The 16,147-nt window shown below is 56.7% G+C and carries 14 protein-coding genes; 5 read left to right on the forward strand and 9 right to left on the reverse strand.

The window, feature by feature from the left end:
• Positions 1–94: 94 nt before the first annotated feature.
• A complete protein-coding gene (locus tag H7R76_RS01220) occupies positions 95–1,468 on the reverse strand; it encodes an MFS transporter (RefSeq protein ID WP_182929844.1) in 1,374 nt (457 codons plus the stop codon).
• A gap of 417 nt (positions 1,469–1,885) precedes the next feature.
• Here H7R76_RS01220 and H7R76_RS01225 point away from each other — a divergent pair, with 417 nt between their 5' ends.
• A complete protein-coding gene (locus H7R76_RS01225) occupies positions 1,886–2,596 on the forward strand; it encodes a DUF3053 domain-containing protein (RefSeq protein WP_106925007.1) in 711 nt (236 codons plus the stop codon).
• Positions 2,597–2,635: 39 nt separating this feature from the next.
• On the opposite strand, the gene ghrB is transcribed toward H7R76_RS01225, so the two are convergent.
• The 6 genes from ghrB to H7R76_RS01255 form a co-directional block, all read right to left on the reverse strand.
• A complete protein-coding gene (ghrB, locus tag H7R76_RS01230; protein WP_182966792.1) occupies positions 2,636–3,610 on the reverse strand; it encodes a glyoxylate/hydroxypyruvate reductase GhrB in 975 nt (324 codons plus the stop codon).
• Positions 3,611–3,633: 23 nt separating this feature from the next.
• Positions 3,634–4,914: an MFS transporter gene (locus H7R76_RS01235; RefSeq protein ID WP_106925009.1), complete on the reverse strand. Its 1,281-nt coding sequence runs from the start codon at positions 4,912–4,914 to the stop codon at positions 3,634–3,636.
• A 71-nt stretch (positions 4,915–4,985) separates the two neighbouring features.
• Positions 4,986–5,924: a sugar kinase gene (locus tag H7R76_RS01240; RefSeq protein ID WP_182966794.1), complete on the reverse strand. Its 939-nt coding sequence runs from the start codon at positions 5,922–5,924 to the stop codon at positions 4,986–4,988.
• Between the two features lie 3 nt (positions 5,925–5,927).
• Positions 5,928–6,677 carry a sugar phosphate isomerase/epimerase family protein gene (locus tag H7R76_RS01245; protein ID WP_182929848.1) on the reverse strand — a complete coding sequence of 250 codons (750 nt, stop codon included), beginning with the start codon at positions 6,675–6,677 and terminating at the stop codon, positions 5,928–5,930.
• A 100-nt stretch (positions 6,678–6,777) separates the two neighbouring features.
• Positions 6,778–7,794 (reverse strand): LacI family DNA-binding transcriptional regulator, encoded by a 1,017-nt coding sequence (locus tag H7R76_RS01250; RefSeq protein WP_106925012.1) that lies wholly within the window; start codon positions 7,792–7,794, stop codon positions 6,778–6,780.
• 93 nt (positions 7,795–7,887) lie between these two features.
• Positions 7,888–8,550 (reverse strand): OmpA family lipoprotein, encoded by a 663-nt coding sequence (locus H7R76_RS01255; protein WP_106925013.1) that lies wholly within the window; start codon positions 8,548–8,550, stop codon positions 7,888–7,890.
• A 157-nt stretch (positions 8,551–8,707) separates the two neighbouring features.
• Here H7R76_RS01255 and H7R76_RS01260 point away from each other — a divergent pair, with 157 nt between their 5' ends.
• Positions 8,708–11,041 (forward strand): molybdopterin guanine dinucleotide-containing S/N-oxide reductase, encoded by a 2,334-nt coding sequence (locus tag H7R76_RS01260; RefSeq protein WP_182966796.1) that lies wholly within the window; start codon positions 8,708–8,710, stop codon positions 11,039–11,041.
• On the opposite strand, the gene H7R76_RS01265 is transcribed toward H7R76_RS01260, so the two are convergent.
• Together H7R76_RS01265 and tag are read right to left on the reverse strand one after the other, a co-directional pair.
• Positions 11,004–11,450 carry an N-acetyltransferase gene (locus H7R76_RS01265; protein WP_182929850.1) on the reverse strand — a complete coding sequence of 149 codons (447 nt, stop codon included), beginning with the start codon at positions 11,448–11,450 and terminating at the stop codon, positions 11,004–11,006. The genes H7R76_RS01260 and H7R76_RS01265 overlap by 38 nt on opposite strands.
• Positions 11,428–12,009: a DNA-3-methyladenine glycosylase I gene (tag, locus tag H7R76_RS01270; protein ID WP_106925016.1), complete on the reverse strand. Its 582-nt coding sequence runs from the start codon at positions 12,007–12,009 to the stop codon at positions 11,428–11,430. The genes H7R76_RS01265 and tag overlap by 23 nt, the downstream gene beginning before the upstream one ends.
• A gap of 155 nt (positions 12,010–12,164) precedes the next feature.
• On the opposite strand from tag, the gene H7R76_RS01275 reads away from it, so the two are divergent.
• The 3 genes from H7R76_RS01275 to eptB all read left to right on the forward strand — a co-directional run bounded on the left by H7R76_RS01275 (position 12,165) and on the right by eptB (position 16,141).
• Positions 12,165–12,872: an autotransporter outer membrane beta-barrel domain-containing protein gene (locus H7R76_RS01275; protein WP_182929851.1), complete on the forward strand. Its 708-nt coding sequence runs from the start codon at positions 12,165–12,167 to the stop codon at positions 12,870–12,872.
• A gap of 161 nt (positions 12,873–13,033) precedes the next feature.
• Complete coding sequence (locus H7R76_RS01280) at positions 13,034–14,236, forward strand: L-lactate MFS transporter (RefSeq protein WP_182966798.1); 1,203 nt, start codon at positions 13,034–13,036, stop codon at positions 14,234–14,236.
• 213 nt (positions 14,237–14,449) lie between these two features.
• Positions 14,450–16,141: a kdo(2)-lipid A phosphoethanolamine 7''-transferase gene (gene eptB, locus H7R76_RS01285; protein ID WP_182966800.1), complete on the forward strand. Its 1,692-nt coding sequence runs from the start codon at positions 14,450–14,452 to the stop codon at positions 16,139–16,141.
• Positions 16,142–16,147: the final 6 nt, after the last annotated feature.

Consider the following 16,147-nt stretch of genomic DNA (forward strand, 5'->3'; position numbering starts at 1 on the left):
TTAAAATCATGATATATAAATAAAATTTAAGGAAATCTCTGCTTTGTAAAAAAGCGTCATAGCGCCCCGGCAGCGGGCCTGCCGGGGCGTGGCATTACACTTTTTGTGCCGCTTTTGGCAGCGACGACGGGCCGCTGGCACCCTGAAGCGGCTGCCGTTTACTCGCCGCGTGCTTGATCATCAGCGCAATAGCTGACAGCACGGCAGGAATAGCCAGCAGCGCGAAAATGGTCTTAAAGGAGAGCTCGGCCTGCATCAGGAAAGCGCCGCTGAAGGCGCCGAGAATTCCGCCGAAGCGACCCAGGCCCAGCATCCAGGCAACGCCGGTGGCGCGCCCTTGAGTCGGGTAAAAACCGGCGGCCAACGCCGGCATGGACGACTGTGCGCCGTTCATGATGGTGCCGGCGATAAACACCATTACGCCCATTAATACCAGACTGCTGGTTGAGAAGCCCACCAGGCAGACAAAGACGCCGGTCAGCAAATAGCCCACCGCCACCACTTTATTCGGGTTAATTTTGTCCATCAGCGCGCCGAGCACCAGTACGCCAATGCCGCCGCCCAGCGGGAAGAGGGCGGTAATAACCGAAGCCTGGCTCAACGTTGCGCCGGTTTCGCGAATCAACAGCGGCAGCCAGCTGGTCAGCAGATAGAAGATCAGCAGGCCCATAAAGTAGGTCAGGCACAGCATAATGGTGCCCACCAGATAGCGCGGCGAGAAGATGACGCCCAGCGCCGACTGCTCTTTGACCTGACCCGTTTCCTGCAATACAAAGTGCGTGTTATCCGGCAGAGGGGCGATGTGGCGTAAAATTCGCGCAATCTGTTGCTGAGATTTGTTCTTCACCGCCAGATAGCGAGCGGACTCCGGCAGCAGGAAGATCAGCGCCACGGCCAGCGCCAGCGGCATCACGCCGCCAAGAATCAGCACGCTTTGCCAGCCGTAGTGTGGAATCAGCCATGCTGAAACAAAGCCGCCCATTGATGAACCAATGGGGAACCCGACGAACATCAGGTTTACCAGCAGCGCGCGGCGGCGCTCCGGAGCATATTCACTCATCAGCGTGGCGGCGTTCGGCATCGCGGCGCCGAGCCCCAGGCCCGTTAAGAAGCGCAGGACGGTCAGCTGCGTCAGCGATGTGGCGAAGGCCGTGATCAGGCTGAAGCCGCCAAAGACCAGAATTGACAGGACCAGCACCTTTTTACGGCCAATGCGGTCGGCCATTGGGCCTGCGGTTAATGCGCCCACGGCAAGGCCGACCAGCGCGGCGCTCATCACGGGGCCGAGATCGGATTTTTGTACCCCCCATTCCTGGATCAAATCGGAGGCGATAAAACCAATAATGGCGGTATCAAATCCATCCATAGCGACGGTCACAAAGCACAGCACCAGAATCATCCACTGGTACTTTGAGAAGGGATGGCGGTTGATAAAAGCCTGAATATCCGTTGTTGTCTGTGTTGTCATGCGGTAATTCCTGCTAAGCGAGGCGAGAGAGCGGGATTTATCCTCTTGTCTCTCTCACGGGTATTGAGGTTTTGGGCGATTATCGAACGTATTGTCGTTAATCGTTCATTCAATCAAATCATTTAGCGGGCCTTCCCACAACGTGCCGCCGGGCGGAAGTGTGCGATTATCGTTCGCTCCGTTTTTGTTGCCGCGATGATTTAGCTAAAAAAAGATGAATATCATTACGTTAGTTCCTCTTTTCTTGCATGATCGCATTGCGATAAATGTGATGGATGCAACACCTTGTTAACATTTCAACGGAAGCGCGGCAGAACGTATGAAAAAGGTATCTTGCGGCGCGGCTCTGGACTATCCTTGTCAGCGTTAGGCACGCGTGTGCCGGTTTGCGCTTTTTTTGGCTGAAGGAGTAAGAAAATGGCGACAGGAAAGTCCTGCTCTCGCTGGTTTGCGCCTGTTGCGGCGTTATTGATGGTTGTTAGCCTGAGTGGGTGTTTTGATAAGGAAGGCGATCAGCGTAAAGCATTCGTCGATTTCCTGCAGAATACGGTAATGCGCGGCGGTGAACGCCTGCCAACGCTGACGGCTGACCAGAAAAAACAGTTCGGGCCGTTTGTTTCCGACTACGCCGTCATTTATGGCTATTCACAGCAGGTGAGCCAGGCAATGGACGCGGGTCTGCGTCCGGTGGTGGATAGCGTTAACGCCATTCGCGTACCGCAGGATTACATGACCCAGCGCGAGCCGCTGCGTCAGGCAAATGGTTCGCTGGGCGTACTGAGCCAGCAGCTGCAAAATGCCAAAATGCAGGCAGATGCTGCGCACGCCGCGCTGAAGCAGGCAGACGATCTGAAGCCGGTCTTCGACCAGGTTTACAGCAAAGTGGTTACCGGCCCGGCCGACGCGCTGCAGCCGCTGATCCCAGCCGCGCAGGTGTTCACACAGCAGCTGGTGCAGGTGGGTGATTTTGTGGCTCAGCAAGGCACTCAGGTGAGCTTTGTGGCCAACGGCATTCAGTTCCCGACCTCACAGCAGGCAAGCCAGTACAATGCGCTGATTGGCCCGCTGGCCGCACAGCATCAGGCCTTTAGCCAGGCCTGGACGGCGGCGGTTAACGCGACCAAATAAGCCATAATGGCAGCCCGGCACCCGCCGGGCTGTTTTGTTTTATCCCGCAACCTGCGGATTCACGCAGTTCTTCTCTACCTTCCCTTGCAGCGCATCAATCAGGTTATCCACCGCACAGGCCGCCATGTTGTAGCGGGTTTCATGCGTCGCGGACCCGATATGCGGCAGCGCAACAACGTTCGGCAGCTTCAACAGCGGGGAGCTGGCAGGCAGCGGCTCCTGCTCGAAGACATCCAGCCCTGCGGCATGAATGTCACCGTTACGCAGCGCGGAGATAAGCGCTTTCTCGTCCACCACCGGGCCGCGGCCGGCGTTGATAAAGATGGCTGAAGACTTCATGCGCGCAAACTGCTCGGCGCCGAACAGGTGGTACGTTTCGTCGGTCAGCGGCAGGATCAGGCAGACAAAATCCGCTTCATCCAGCAGCGTGTTCAGGTCGCAGTAGCGGGCGTTAAACCGCTCTTCCGCCTGCTCGTGACGACGGCGCGCGTTGTAGAGAATCGGCATGTTGAAACCAAAGTGGGCGCGCTGGGCGAGCGCCATGCCGATGCGGCCCATGCCGATAATACCCAGCGTTTTATGATGCACGTCGGTGCCAAACCAGTCCGGACCGATGCTTTTGGTCCACTCGCCGGCCTTCACGCGCTCCGCCACTTCAACCACGCGGCGGGCGGTACTGAGCACCAGCGCCATGAGCGTATCGGCCACGGTTTCCGTCAGCACCGTCGGCGTGTGCATCAGCAGCACCCGGCGAGCGTTCAGGGCCTCGACGTCAAAGTTATCGTAACCCACGGAGATGGTGGACGTTGCGCGAAGCTTGGGCATTTTCTCCAGCAAGGCGGTATTGACGGCTTCGCTAGAGCCCAGCAAACCTTCCGCGTTGGCGAAAGCCTCCGTATGCTGCGCGACCGTTTCCGGGCGCAGGTTCGGTACCTGGGTGACCGTAAAATGTTCTGCCAGGCGATGCTGTAAATCGTCAGGTAGCGCTTTATAGAGAATAATAGACGGCTTCATGCGAATCTCCGTAAGTTAAAAGTTTAAGCGTGGCGTGCGCCAACGGGCAGCGGCTGATGATTAGCAGGCTTAACAATAAGAGTTAGCCATACTGAGGCGAAAAGCGCCACCCCCATAAAAATGTATGATGCAGACGGGCTGCCGGTGGCACCGTTGAGATAGCCAACGAACCAGGAACCGAAGAACGAGCCCAGCGCCCCCATGCTGTTGATTAGCGCCATCGCGCCCCCCGCGACGTTGCGCGGCAGCATCTCCGGAATGATGGCGAAGAACGGGCCATACGGGGCGTACATGGCCGCGCCAGCGATCACCAGCAGGCTATAAGAGATCCAGAAATGGTCTGCGCCAACGGCCCAGGAGCCAATAAACGCAAAGCCAGCGATCAGCAGCAGCGGCCAGACGAACAGTCGACGATTTTGCAGTTTGTCGGATGCCCAGGACACCAGAATCATCGCTATCGTCGCGGCGAGGTAAGGTACGGAAGAGAGCCAGCCGACCTCAACCATACCCAGGTTTGCGCCGCCGCTGCGGATGATTGACGGCAGCCACAGTACAAAACCATATACGCCGATGCTCCAGGCAAAGTACTGCATGCAAAGCAGAACCACGTTGCGTGAGCGGAAGGCTTCACCGTAGTTGCGTACCGCTTTAATACCCTGTTGTTCTTGTTCCAGCTGGGCCTGCAGTGCCGCTTTTTCCGATGCGTTCAGCCAGCCGACCTGCGATGGTTTGTCTTTGACCAGCACCCACCAGCAGAAGGCCCAGATAATGGCCGGGAAGCCCTCGATAATAAACATCTCGCGCCAGCCGAGCGCCTGAATCAGATAGCCTGACACCACCGACATCCACAGTACGGTGACGGGGTTCCCGAGGATCAGGAAGGTGTTGGCCCGCGAACGTTCGGATTTGGTAAACCAGTTGCTGATGTAAATCAGCATTGCGGGCATAACGGCGGCTTCCACGACGCCCAGAACAAAGCGAATCGCCGCCAGCGCCGGAATGTTGGTCACCATGCCGGTGAGCGAAGCGCAAACGCCCCATAAAATCAGGCAGGTAAAGATCAGTTTGCGTACGCTGCGGCGTTCGGCATAGATAGCGCCGGGGATTTGAAAGAAGAAGTAGCCGAGGAAGAAGAGGGCGCCCAGCAGGGAAGAGATCCCTTTGGTGATGCCGAGATCTTCGGTAATTCCGGCTGCGGAGGCGAAACTGAAGTTCGCGCGGTCAAGGTACGCCAGGCTGTACGTGATAAACACGATCGGCATGATGTACCACCAACGTTTTGCTGCGTTTGTTGAGCTGTTCATAGGCCTGCCTCTATTGTCGCTTCGCCGCCGCTGCATGTAGGGTACAGGGGGGCTGTTATCGTAACGTGACGTTATTCGCCTAACGCTTCACGGGTGGGTAAACCTTCGCTGTCGCCCTGAACCTGAATCGCCAGTGCGCCAATTTTGTTGCCGCGAGCCACGGCCTGATGCAGCGTGCGCCCCTCGAGCAACGCGCTGACCACGCCAACGGCAAAACCGTCGCCAGCGCCAACGGTGTCAACCACGTTGTCGACTTTGACGGGGGCTACGTGACCCTGCTCGCCGTCGGCGGTTTTATACCAGGCTCCGTCGGCGCCGGTTTTAATGACGACGGCCTTCACGCCGCGGTGGAGATAGAAATCGGCAATACCTTCCGGGGTTTGTTTCCCGGTCAGGATCATGCCCTCTTTCAATCCCGGTAGAACCCAGTCGGCCTGGAAGGCCAGCTGGTTGAGTTTTTCGACCATCTCTGCTTCGCTCTTCCATAGCACCGGGCGCAGATTTGGGTCGAAGGAGAGGGTCTTACCCTGAGCCTTCATCGTGCGCGCAGCGTGGTCGAGCAGCGCATAGGAACTGGCAGAAAGGGCCGCCGCCACGCCGCTGAGGTGCAGATGGCGAGCGCTGGCGAAGTAGGTTTCGTTGTAGTCCTCAACCGACAGGTAGCTTGCCGCCGAGCCTTTACGGAAATACTCTACAATGGGATCGGTTCCATTTTCGACTTTGGATTTAAGCTGAAAGCCGGTTGCGTGCTGTCTGTCGACGGTCACGGCGCAGGCATCAATGCCTTCTTTGTGCAGACTATTGAGTACAAAGCGGCCAAAACTGTCGTTGCCCACGCGGCTGACCCAGCCTACCTTCAGCCCAAGGCGCGCCAGCCCGGTGGCGACGTTAAGTTCGGCCCCGGCAACGCGCTTAATAAACTGTTCAATGTCCTCTAAATCGCCGGTCTGCTTGGCGACAAACATGGCCATCGCTTCGCCGATGGTGATGACATCCAGAGAAGGGTTCATCGCTTACTCCTTACGTAACAATTCAACATAGCGGCGCGTCACGGCGGTCAGATTGTCCCCTTCCAGCGGGAACTCAATACCGCGCGGCACGTCGATGGGTAACTGATTCAGTAACGCCAGCCAGCGGGCATCGGCGGTATCGGGCGGTACGGCCCGGTAGCTGTCGCGGTGCGCGATCGCAGCCTTGACGTGGATATAGCCGACTGACGGCGCCAGCTGTTCAGCGGCGGCTTCCGGGGAATCGCCGACCCACAGCCAGTTACCCATATCAAACGTGAGCTGCACTGGCAGCTTCTGGGTGTGGCAAGCGGCGCTAAAGCGCTGCATTGGCGGCAGCCGTCCGCAGGGGGTTTGATCGTTTTCCACCACCAGTTTCATGCCGCTGCTCTCCAGCCAGTCGCGCAGCGTGCTGAGCTGCCATGTGTGGCTAAAGTGGCCGAGCGATACTTTCAGCCACTGCGCGCGCAGCGTTGTGGCTTCGCGCAGTAATTCCGGAAGCTGGGGGTTGAGCGTACCGTCGGCCATAAATAGCGCTTCGGGCGCGGAATAGCAGGCGGTCAGGTTGGATGAGGCGATGGCGGCGGCCAGGGCAGGGAGTGATTGAAGCTCGGCGGAGGTCAACAGTTCGCGACGGATTTCAACGCCGTCGGCCCCGGCATCGGCGATGACCGGCAGCATTGCCCCTTGTCCACCGGCCGCGCGGACGGCGTCATGGCCATACGCGGCGGTCACCACCATAATTTTTCTTTGCATAGGTACTCCGAATTTAACGCTATGTCTAATACGCTAAATGGAATCGGTTCCAAAGAAAATCATGCTGTGTTGAATTTATGATCTCTATCACGAAGGAAGATTAACGTGCAGTCGATCCGCGAACGATCAGTTCACCGGAAAAAACCTGCTCATGAATAGCATCTGCGCCACCTTCAATGCGGCGCACGACCTGTTCGACGGCGGCATAGCCTATTTGCCAGGTGGGCTGCTTGAGGGTGGTAATGCCGACGCCCGCCAGCTCTGCCCACTCCAGCTCATCAAACCCCAGCAGGCCGATATCGCTGCCCCAGTTCAGGCCGATGCGTTTTAGCGAGCGGGCCACCTGAAGCGTGAGCGCGCCGTTGGCGGATATCACGGCTTTACGCATGCCGCGGTGCTGCTGGTGGAACTGACGCAGGGTGTTATCCAACTGTGCGTTCTCGGCAAGCGGCACTTCGGCGTTTTCTGCCACGACGCCTGGGTAGCGGGCCAGCGTTGCCCGGAAGGCGCTGAGTCGTTCGCGGCGGGTATTGACGGTGCCCAGCGGTTCGCTGAGAAACAGCAGGGCTTCAAAGCCTTGCTCAATCAGGTGTTCAGTGGCGGTTGTGGCGGCCTGGGCGTTATCCAGCCCGACGACGTCGCAGGCAAAATCAGGAATTTTACGGTCGATAAGCACCATGGGCAGTGCGGACTGTTGCAGGCGCTGTAGCCCTTCTTCACGCATGCCGACGGCATTCACGACGATCCCCTCGACCTGGTAGCTGCGCAGCAGATCAAGATAATGCAGCTCCTGGTTAACCTCGTTATTGGTATTACACACCAGCGGGGTGAATCCCTTTTCACGGCAGGCGGCTTCAATACCGCTGAGCACGTTGACGGAATAAGGGTTGGTAATGTCGGCGATAATCAGGCCAATCAGGCGGGTGCGGCCGCGCTTCAGGCTGCGAGCCATCAGGCTGGGGCGATAGTCGAGCTCGGCAATCGCCGCTTCAATACGTGCCAGCAGCGCGTCGGAAAGCAGGTGCTTTTCGCCATTGAGGTAGCGGGAAATGCTGGTTTTGCCGGTTTTCGCGGCTTTCGCCACATCGCTGATGGTCGGTCGCGCTGATTTTGCCATGAGTGTTCTCTCGCCTGAAAGTGACAACACCTTAGCGCGAAAATCTGGCTAATCAAGCATTTTGCCGAGCGGCATGGCCGCCCGGCAATGGCATTACTGCATCGGGCTTAGGGTAATTTCCACGCGACGGTTCTGCGCTTTACCCTCTTCGGTACTGTTGCTGGCGATAGGGTTCGCCGGGCCCATACCGGAGGTGCGTACGCGTGTAGCGGCTACGCCCTGGGTAATCAGCGAGCTGGCCACCGAATCGGCGCGCTGCTGAGACAGCTTCATGTTGAGCTGCTGGCTGCCGGTGCTGTCGGTATAGCCGATGACGTTGACCGCCGTTTTCTCGTACTCTTTCAGCACCATCGCCACGCCAACCAGCGTGTTGGCACCCGCCGGTTTCAGGGTGGCGGAAGCGCTGTCGAAGGTGACGTTGTTCGGCATATTCAGCACGATATTGTCACCGTTACGGGTGACGCTGACGCCGGTCCCCTGCATTTTTTCGCGTAGCTTCGCTTCCTGCACGTCCATATAGTAACCCACGCCGCCGCCGAGCGCAGCGCCTGCTGCCGCGCCAATCAGTGCGCCTTTACCGCGATCTTTCTTCGACGACGAAAGGGCGCCGACGCCTGCGCCGACCAGTGAACCAATGCCCGCGCCGATGCCGGATTTACCCGCTTCGCGCTCGCCGGTGTAAGGGTTGGTGGTACAGCCTGAGATTGCCAGCGCGCCGCTGACGATGGCAGCAATCGCAAATACACGTTTTTTCATCTTAATTCCTTAATGACGTTCTTATTTTTCGCCACAGCGACCGTGGCGCGTCATTATGACGTGCGAAACAGACGAAAATTCTTGGGAACTCTCTGAAATTTGTAAGTAACATTGAACGGCGCAATATATAACCGACGCCACCTGCAGGAGCGCTCATTTGTCTACGCCATCTTCTCCCTATACCGTTTTAACCGCTGCCCACTGGGGCCCGATTCTTGTCGACACCGACGGCGAGCAGGTGCTCGCCTCACGCGGTGCGCTACAGACTTCGTTTACCAACTCGCTGCAAAGCGTGGTACGCGACCAGGTGCACAGCAAAACCCGCGTGCGTTATCCGATGGTACGTAAGGGTTTTCTCGCCTCGCCGGAGAGCCCGCAGGGCATACGCGGGCAGGATGAGTTTGTTCGGGTCAGTTGGGATGACGCGCTGGCATTGATCGATCGCCAGCACCGCCGTATTCGCGAAAGTTACGGGCCGGCGTCGATTTTTGCCGGATCATACGGCTGGCGTTCCAACGGAGTGTTGCATAAGGCGGCGACGCTGCTGCAGCGTTATATGAGCCTGGCTGGCGGCTACACCGGTCATCTGGGAGACTACTCCACCGGCGCAGCACAGGCGATCATGCCGCATGTGGTCGGTGGCAATGAGGTCTATCAACAGCAAACCAGCTGGCCGATGGTGCTCGAACATACCGATGTGGTGGTGCTTTGGAGCGCCAACCCAATGAATACGCTGAAAATTGCCTGGAATGCTTCCGACGAGCAGGGGCTGCCCTATTTTGAACACCTGCGGCACAGCGGTAAACGCCTGATCTGCATCGATCCGATGCGATCGGAAACCGTCGCCTTTTTCGGTGAATCGATGGAGTGGATTGCGCCGCATATGGGCACGGACGTGGCGCTGATGCTGGGCATCGCCCATACGCTTTTGACCAATAACTGGCACGATGCCGAGTTTTTATCGCGGTGTACCACCGGTTTCCCGACGTTTGCCGATTATTTGCTGGGTCAAAAAGACGGTGAGGCGAAGTCCGCCGAGTGGGCGGCAGCGATTTGCGGCGTTAGCGCGGATAAAATTCGCGAACTAGCGGATATTTTTCATAAAAATACCACGATGTTGATGTCCGGTTGGGGAATGCAGCGCCAGCAGTTTGGCGAACAGAAGCACTGGATGCTGGTGACGCTCGCCGCCATGCTGGGCCAGATTGGTACGCCGGGCGGTGGCTTTGGCCTCTCTTATCACTTTGCAAACGGCGGCAACCCGACACGGCGCGCGGCGGTGCTGGCATCGATGCAGGGCACCGTGAAAGGCGGCGTTGATGCCGTCGATAAAATCCCGGTGGCGCGTATCGTCGAGGCGCTGGAAAACCCCGGCGCGCCGTATCAGCATAACGGCATGGATCGCCACTTCCCGGATATCCGCTTTGTCTGGTGGGCGGGCGGCGCTAACTTTACCCATCATCAGGATACCAACCGGCTGATTCGCGCCTGGCAGAAGCCCGAGCTGGTGGTGATATCCGAATGCAACTGGACGGCGGCGGCCCGACATGCCGATATCGTGCTGCCGGCGACGACCTCGTTCGAACGCAACGATTTGACCATGACCGGAGATTACAGCAACCAGCATCTGGTACCGATGAAGCGTGTGGTGGCACCGCGTGATGAAGCGCGAGACGATTTTGAGGTTTTTGCCGAACTGAGCGAGCGCTGGGAATCGGGCGGCCGGGCGCGCTTTACCGAAGGCAAGAATGATTTGCAGTGGCTGGAAACGTTCTACAACATCGCCGGGCAGCGCGGTGCACCCATGGGGGTAACGTTGCCGTCGTTTGAGCGCTTCTGGCAGGATAATGAACTGATTGAAATGCCGGAAAACGCGCAGAATGCCGCCTTTGTGCGCTTTAGCGATTTCCGCGCCGATCCGCTGGCTAACCCGCTGAAAACGCCGAGCGGGAAAATCGAAATTTACTCTGAGCGTATTGCTAGCTTCCAGTACTCCGACTGTCCGCCGCACCCAATGTGGCTGGCACCGGATGAATGGCACGGTAACGCGCAGCCTGGGCAGCTACAGCTGTTGTCGGCGCATCCGGCGCACCGCCTGCACAGTCAGCTTAATCATACTTCCCTGCGTGAACGTTACGCGGTGGCCGGGCGCGAGCCGATTACGCTGCATCCACAGGATGCGCAGGCGCGGCAGATTCGCGATGGCGACCTGGTGCGCGTGTGGAACGCCCGTGGCCAGGTGCTGGCGGGGGCTGCGGTGAGTGAAGACATCAAACCCGGCGTCATCTGCCTGCACGAAGGGGCGTGGCCCGACTTCGCGCCGGAGGCGGGCGGCATTTGTAAGAATGGGGCGGTTAACGTGCTGACGAAAGACATCCCCAGCTCACGGCTGGGGAACGGCTGCGCAGGGAATACCGCGCTGGCGTGGATTGAGAAATATGATGGCCCGGCGCTTACGCTAACGGCGTTTGATCCGCCTGCCAACGCATGATCCACGTGGGATGTCGGGTCTCATCCTGCCAGGCGCTGTCTTCAATACGAAAACCCTGCGCGTGGTAGAAATTCACCGCCCGACCGTTTTTCTGGTACACCTCAAGACTGAGGTCGGAGAAGCGCTGCTTGACGACATCGAGCAGCGCCCGGCCGATTCCCCGATGGATGGCATCCGGGGCAACGAACAGCGCGCCGACAAAACGCGACTCCATCACGCTGATAAACCCTTGTAAGCGAGGCCCCTCTTCCCACACCCAGGTTTCGGCTGCGGGAAGGTAGGTATCGCGCACAAGGCTTAAACTCTCCTGCCAGTACTGCGCATGGATAAACGGGTGCGCAAAGGTGGTGCTGTCCAGCCACAGCGTGAGCAAGGGATCGAACTGGTCAGTGTTCCATTTTCTGATCATGCTGAACTCCAGGATGGCAGAAGCAGACGGTCACGTGATCGTTGACCAGCCCGCAGGCTTGCATAAAGGAATAACAGATGGTGGTGCCAACAAATTTAAAACCGCGTTTTTTCAGCGCTTTTGATAGCGCATCTGACGCCGGCGTTGAGGTGGCGATTTCGCCAAGCGTCGCCGCCTGAGTAACGATGGGCGCGTTATCGACAAACGACCACACGAAGTCGTTAAAGGATTCACCGTGAGCTTCCATCGCCAGGAAGGCGCGCGCGTTGCCGATAATGGCCTGAATTTTTCCCCGATGGCGAATGATACCGGCGTCCAGTACCAATCGTTCGACGTCCTCTTCGCTCATGGCGGCCACTTTTACCGGGTCGAAATCGTGGAAGGCGCGACGATAGTTTTCGCGCTTTTTCAGCACGGTTATCCAGGAAAGCCCGGCCTGCTGGCCTTCCAGGCAAATCATCTCGAACAGTTTTTGATTGTCTCTTTGCGGGACGCCCCACTCGTTATCGTGATACGCAATATAAAGCGGATCCTGGCTTACCCAACCACAGCGCTGCATGTGCTTCTCCCTTTTTGTCATTCACGCATGTCTGATAATAAAACTCTGTACTGCTCTTGACGTCGCTCATAAAGCGACAATAGTTAATACAGGGCGCTTTATCCCTAAAAACATAACAATAACTGCCAAAACTGGCTCTTTTCTGGAGTCACTTAATGAATAATAAGAAATGCAATGGCCTTTGGCGATGTGCTGCGCCAGCGTCGGTTTTCGTGTGGATGTTACTATCACCACATGCGAATGCCTGGCAACAGGAATATATCGTGACTGATGCGAAAAGTAATACTGCGGCGCGCTATACATGGGATAGCGATCACCAACCGCGGTACGATGACATTCTGGCTGAGCGTATTGAAGCCGTGCAAACCGGCGCGGGGTTGAATATGAACCTTCCGGATACGACGCCGCTGGATGCGACCAAAACCATGAGCGTTGGCTGGAATTTTCCGCTGACCGAGAGCATGACCACCGGGCCGGTTGTGACGTGGCACTATGACGGATCGCCGGGCTATATGTGGAATGAGTTTGGCGATACGGCGAATGCCGGTAGCCAGACCGATCCGCTCTGGCATGCGAGCGTCAGTACGCTCGGGTGGCGCGTTGATTCGCACCCGTGGCTGGGCATTCGCCCGTGGGCCCAGATCAGCTACAACCAGCAGTTTGGCGAGAATCAGTGGAAAGCGCAGTCCGGCCTCAATCGGATGCCCACGACGACGCAGGACGGTAACTGGGTTGATGTGACCGTCGGGGCCGACATGTTACTGAACTCACATCTGGCGGCCTATGCGGCGTTGTCGCAGGCGGACAATATGGCGGCAGGGGCGAATTATCTTTATACCATGGGCGTCAGCGCGCGCTTTTAAATACGCGATATATTCAGTGTAGTAATTGTTTTTTCAATGTCATTCATTCCGCTGCTGATGCATTTTATTCCGCTCTGAATGCATTTCATGCCTTTTTGGACCTGCGAAAATGCTAACTTCGTTATCGTTAGCAGCAGTTAATTCAAGAAGGCATCTTCATCATGAACGCTGCAACCCAAAATCACACCCGCTGGCTGACATTGCTCGGCACCATTATTACTCAGTTTGCCTTAGGTTCCGTTTATACCTGGAGCCTGTTTAACAGCGCGTTGTCCAGCAAGCTGGACGCGTCGGTCAACCAGGTGGCATTTTCTTTCGGTTTGCTAAGCCTGGGTCTGGCGCTGTCCTCTTCCGTTGCCGGTAAACTGCAAGAACGCTTTGGCGTGAAGAATGTCACCATTGCTTCCGGCATCCTGTTAGGCGTGGGCTTCTTCCTGACTGCCCATGCGAACAGCCTGATGATGCTGTGGCTCAGCGCAGGGATCATTGTTGGCCTGGCGGACGGCGCAGGTTATCTGCTCACGCTCTCCAACTGCGTGAAATGGTTCCCGGAACGTAAAGGGTTAATTTCCGCCTTTGCTATCGGTGCGTATGGTCTGGGTAGCCTCGGATTTAAATTTATCGATAGCCACCTGCTGGCAACCGTCGGCCTGGAAAATACCTTTATGATTTGGGGCGCGATTGTGCTGGTGATGATTGTCTTCGGCGCGATGCTGATGAAAGATGCGCCAAATCAGGAAGTGAAAAGCAGCAATGGCGTGGTGGCGAACGACTTTACGCTGGCTGAGTCCATGCGTAAACCACAGTACTGGATGCTGGCAGTTATGTTCCTGACCGCCTGCATGAGCGGCCTGTATGTCATTGGCGTAGCGAAAGATATTGCTCAGGGCATGGTTCATCTGGATTTGGCGACTGCGGCAAATGCTGTCACCGTCATCTCCATTGCTAACCTCAGCGGTCGTCTGGTGCTGGGTATCCTGTCCGATAAAATCGCACGAATTCGCGTGATTACTATCGGTCAGATTATCTCGCTGGTGGGCATGGCGGCGCTGCTATTCGCTCCGCTCAATGAAGTGACTTTCTTCGCCGCTATCGCCTGTGTCGCCTTTAACTTCGGCGGGACTATCACCGTATTCCCATCGCTGGTGAGCGAGTTCTTCGGCCTGAACAATCTGGCGAAAAACTACGGCGTGATTTACTTAGGCTTCGGTATCGGCAGCATCTGCGGTTCGCTGATTGCTTCCCTGTTCGGCGGCTTCTACGTGACCTTCTGCGTGATTTTCGCGCTGCTGATTATCTCGTTGGCGCTGTCCACCACCATTCGTCAGCCGCGAACCGAAATGTTGCATCAGGCCCACGCCTAATCGTATTGCCCTCCTCAATAAAATGATTCAGGCCAAATATTTTTGTAAATATTTGGCCTGATCACATTCGTAGCGAATACTTTTCCCCTTTCCTGTTGTCTACTTAGCGCGCTTGCAAATGCGGCCCGGTGGGTATGACGCATATTATTAACTGGCTTACTAATTCTGTGATTTGTAACTGGTTTTTTTTCCCCTTTTTCCAGGGTTTTTCGAATGAGATATATCAAAGCGATGTCCCAGCAGAAGCTGAGCCTTCTGCTGGCAGTGTACATCGGCTGGTTTATGAACTATTCCGTGTTGGTTCGCCGTTTTGGCGGCTACCTTGCGGACTTTAATGTCGAGAAAGGGATTTCTATCGTCATTGAGCTGGTCGGCACGCTGCTGGTGACGTTCTTTTTACTGCGCCTGCTGTCGCTCGGTGGACGCCGGATGTGGAAAGTGCTGGCAACGGCCGTTGTGCTAATCTCCTCCGGTGCCAGCTACTACATGACCAACCTTAATGTCGTGATTGGCTATGGCATTATTGCTTCGGTTATGACCCCCGATATCGATCTTTCCAAAGAGGTGGTGGGCTGGCATTTTATTTCCTGGCTGGTGCTGACCAGCATCGTACCGCTGGTGTTTATTTGGTTTAACCAGGCGCGTGACACGCTGCTCTATCAGCTTATGACGCGGGGGCAGCGTTTACGCGGCGTCGGTATTGTGCTGGTGACGGCACTGCTGGTATGGGGCCCTATTCGCTTGATGGAGTCGCATCTGAAAGATACTGAGCGGCTGTCACAGGTGGATATGCCGAGCTATGGCGGCGTACTGGCTAACTCTTATCTGCCGAGCAACTGGGTTTCTGCGCTGAGCCTGTACGGCTGGACGCAGGTCGATGAGTCCCTTGATACTAACGAGCTTATCGATCCGGCGAAAAAGTTTACCTATGTTGCGCCGAAAGATATTGATGACACCTATCTGGTGTTTGTCATCGGCGAAACGACCCGTTGGGATCATATGAGCCTGTTTGGCTATGGGCGAGATACCACGCCGGGGCTGGCAAAGGAAAAAAATCTGGTGGCGTTCCGCGGCTACTCCTGCGACACCGCTACCAAGCTCTCGTTGCGCTGTATGTTCGTCCGTCAGGGCGGGGCCAGCGATAACCCGCAGCGGACGCTGAAAGAGCAGAACGTGTTTGCAGTACTCCATCAGCTAGGCTTTACCGGCGATCTCCTGGCCATGCAGAGCGAGCTGTGGTTCTACAGCAACACCATGGCGAATAACATCGCCTACCGTGAGCAAATCGGTGCCGAACCGCGTAACCGTGGTAAGGCAGTGGATGACATGCTGCTGGCGGACGAAATGAAAAACGTGCTGGCGCGCACCGGCGTTGATGGTAAACATCTGATTATTATCCACACGAAGGGGTCGCACTTTAACTACACCCAGCGCTACCCGCGCAGCTTTGCGAAGTGGACGCCGGAGTGCGTGAACGTGGACGATAAGTGCAGCAAAGCGGAGCTGATTAACTCGTACGATAACTCGATCACCTACGTTGACCATTTCCTGGTGAACATTTTCGATCAGCTGCGCGATAAGAAGGCGATCGTCTTCTATGCCGCAGACCACGGCGAGTCGATTAACAACCACGAGCGTCTGCACGGCACGCCGCGTAAGATGGCTCCGCCGGAGCAGTTCCGTGTCCCGATGCTGGTCTGGATGTCTGATAAGTATCTGGAAAACCCGGACCATGCGAAGTCATTCGCTTACCTGCAACAGCAGGCGGCAATGAAACAGCCGAAGCGCCACGTTGAGCTTTATGACACTATCATGGGCTGTCTGGGGTACACTTCCCCGGATGGCGGTATCAACGAGCGTAATAACTGGTGTCATGTCCCCGAGGCGAAAAAAGCGGCGCAGTGATGGCTT

The sequence above is a fragment of the Klebsiella sp. WP8-S18-ESBL-06 genome, assembly GCF_014169755.1.
GTDB classification, from domain to species: Bacteria; Pseudomonadota; Gammaproteobacteria; order Enterobacterales; family Enterobacteriaceae; genus Kluyvera; species Kluyvera ascorbata_B.